Here is a 3,285-nt window from a genome sequence, read left to right as displayed (position 1 = left end):
CCTATCCTCCCAGGCCGTCTCCAGCCAAGTACTTTCGGCGTTTATGAGCTTAACTACTGTGTTCGAGATGGGAACAGGTGGACCCTCATAGCTATCGCCACTGAATCTGTCAGAGTTTGTACTCTGAAAACCACATAGAAGTTATATATTTGTTGCACATTATTCCGCTTATTGTTATGTAAGTAAAGCCCTCGATCTATTAGTACCAGTCAGCTCCAAACCTCACGGCTCTTCCACACCTGGCCTATCAACCATGTCGTCTACATGGGATCTTACTAGCTTATGCTATGAGAAACCTCATCTCAAGGCTGGTTTCACGCTTAGATGCTTTCAGCGTTTATCCGTCCCGAACGTAGCTACCCAACTGTACCCTTGGCAGGATAATTGGTACACCAGCGGTTCGTCCACTCCGGTCCTCTCGTACTAGGAGCAGCCCCCTTCAAGTTTCTTGCGCCCGCGATGGATAGGGACCGAACTGTCTCACGACGTTCTGAACCCAGCTCACGTACCACTTTAATCGGCGAACAGCCGAACCCTTGGGACCTACTTCAGCCCCAGGATGTGATGAGCCGACATCGAGGTGCCAAACCTCCCCGTCGATATGGACTCTTGGGAGAGATTAGCCTGTTATCCCCAGGGTAGCTTTTATCCGTTGAGCGATGGCCCTTCCACTCGGCACCACCGGATCACTAAGCCCGACTTTCGTCCCTGCTCGACCTGTCCGTCTCGCAGTCAAGCTCCCTTCTGCCTTTACACTCTTCGAGCGATTTCCGTCCGCTCTGAGGGAACCTTTGGGCGCCTCCGTTACTCTTTAGGAGGCGACCGCCCCAGTCAAACTGCCCGCCTGAGACTGTCCGGCCGGTTGTTAATCGGCCCGTTAGAAATCAATTAATCAAAGGGTGGTATCCCAACAGCGACTCCTCTAAGACTGGCGCCCTAGATTCTACGTCTCCCACCTATCCTGTACATTCATTAACTAAGTTCAATCTCAGGTTGCAGTAAAGCTCCATGGGGTCTTTCTGTCCAGTCGCGGGTAACCTGCATCTTCACAGGTACTTCAATTTCACCGGGTCCCTCGTTGAGACAGTGCGCAAGTCGTTACACCTTTCGTGCGGGTCGGAACTTACCCGACAAGGAATTTCGCTACCTTAGGACCGTTATAGTTACGGCCGCCGTTTACTGGGGCTTCAATTCAGAGCTTCGACCGAAGTCTAACCCCTCCTCTTAACCTTCCAGCACCGGGCAGGTGTCAGCACCTATACATCAGCTTTCGCTTTAGCAGGCACCTGTGTTTGTGGTAAACAGTCGCTTGCGCCTCTCTTGTGCCACTCATTCATGCTCCACGCGTTGCTGCCCTTCACACTACATGAGTCCTCCTTTTCCCGAAGTTACGGAGGCATTTTGCCGAGTTCCTTAACGAGGGTTTTCCCGCGCACCTTAGGATTCTCTCCCCGCCTACCTGTGTCGGTTTTGGTACGGGCGATGTGTCTCTCACTAGAAGCTTTTCTCGACAGTGTAGGATCAATCACTTCGCTGTAATCAGCTCGTCATCACATCTCAGCTTTTAGAGTGACGGATTTGCCTATCACTCAACCTACTTGCTTAAACACGCACTTCCAATCGCGTGCTGACCTACCTTACTGTGTCACTCCATCGTTCAAACGATTCACACCGGTACAGGAATTTCAACCTGTTGTCCATCGCCTACGCTTTTCCGCCTCGGCTTAGGTCCCGACTTACCCTGAGATGACGATCGTTGCTCAGGAACCCTTAGGCTTTCGGTGGAATGGATTCTCACCATTCTTTTCGCTACTCATACCGACATTCTCACTTCTCACCAGTCCACAACTCCTTACGGTACTGCTTCAATCCGATGAGAACGCTCCCCTACCCATATACATTGCTGCATATGACACGACTTCGGTTTTACACTTTAGCCCCGGACATTTTCGGCGCAGAGTCTCTCGACCAGTGAGCTATTACGCACTCTTTAAATGGTGGCTGCTTCTAAGCCAACATCCTGGTTGTTTTGGAAACTCCACATCCTTCGCCACTTAGTGTAACATTTGGGACCTTAGTCGGTGTTCTGGGCTGTTTCCCTCTTGACAATGGACCTTATCATTCACTGTCTGACTCCCGAGTATAAGTATAGCCATTCGTAGTTTGACTAGGTTCGGTAACCGGTATGGCCCCTAGCCCGATCAGTGCTCTACCGCCTATACTCTCAACCTCGAGGCTAGCCCTAAAGCTATTTCGGGGAGAACCAGCTATCTCCGTGTTCGATTGGCATTTCACCCCTATCCACAACTCATCCCAAAGCTTTTCAACGCTCACGAGTTCGGTCCTCCACACAATTTTACCTGTGCTTCAACCTGGCCATGGATAGATCACTACGGTTTCGGGTCTACTATTACTAACTGAACGCCCTGTTCAGACTCGCTTTCGCTGCGGCTCCATGTCTTCCACTTAACCTCGCTAGCAACAGTAACTCGTCGGTTCATTCTTCAATAGGCACGCCGTCGTCCTGATATATATACAGACTTCGACTGTTTGTAGACATACGGTTTCAGGTTCTCTTTCACTCCCCGCCAGGGGTTCTTTTCACCTTTCCCTCACGGTACTATGCGCTATCGGTCGATATCAGTATTTTGGCTTGGAGGGTGGTCCCCCCTGCTTCCCACAAGGTTTCACGTGTCTCGTGGTACTCTGGATTCAGTCCCGTGTATGCAAGGTTTCGATTACAGGGCTTTCACCTTCTGCGGCTGAGCTTTCCAACTCTATTCTTCTACCTCATTTACACTTGATGACTGTCCTCAACCCCGGTGCGGTTGCCCACTCCGGTTTGGCCTCTTTCCCGTTCGCTCGCCGCTACTAAGAAAATCTCGTTTGATTACTCTTCCTCTGGGTAATTAGATGTTTCAGTTCCCCAGGTGCCCTCCTCATACTCTATGGTATGGGTGACAGTGCATAACCACTGCCGGGTTCCCCCATTCGGAAATCTACGGGTCGAAGGTTGCTTGCACCTCTCCGTAGCTTATCGCAGCTTACCGCGTCCTTCTTCGGCTGATATCGCCAAGGCATCCACCGTACGCCCTTAAAATCTTTACTTAGATTTTTAGACATGCATTAGATACATTGTCGTTTTTTGTAGCCGTACATTTTCATGTACGTCACCAATAAGTCAGAGAATTATTTCCTATGTGCTCGGGTCAACCTACTTAGAAATTCTAAGAGATGACCTTACAAATATAATAATTATCTTCTATGCAGTTTTCAAAGAACAAT

2 rRNA genes are annotated in these 3,285 nt (G+C 49.9%); both read right to left on the bottom strand.

The features are described 5' to 3' along the window. Nucleotides 1-105: ribosomal RNA gene (gene rrf / locus EO120_RS08970) — 5S ribosomal RNA — on the bottom strand; the annotation flags it as partial. 74 nt (nucleotides 106-179) lie between these two features. Further along, nucleotides 180-3,108 (bottom strand): 23S ribosomal RNA (locus tag EO120_RS08965). Between the last annotated feature and the right edge of the window lie 177 nt (nucleotides 3,109-3,285).

This window comes from Veillonella caviae, assembly GCF_003992125.1.
In the GTDB taxonomy this organism is placed as follows: Bacteria; Bacillota; Negativicutes; order Veillonellales; family Veillonellaceae; genus Veillonella; species Veillonella caviae.
Note: the sequence above shows the minus strand (reverse complement) of the source record. Positions and strands in the feature narration are given on the sequence as shown.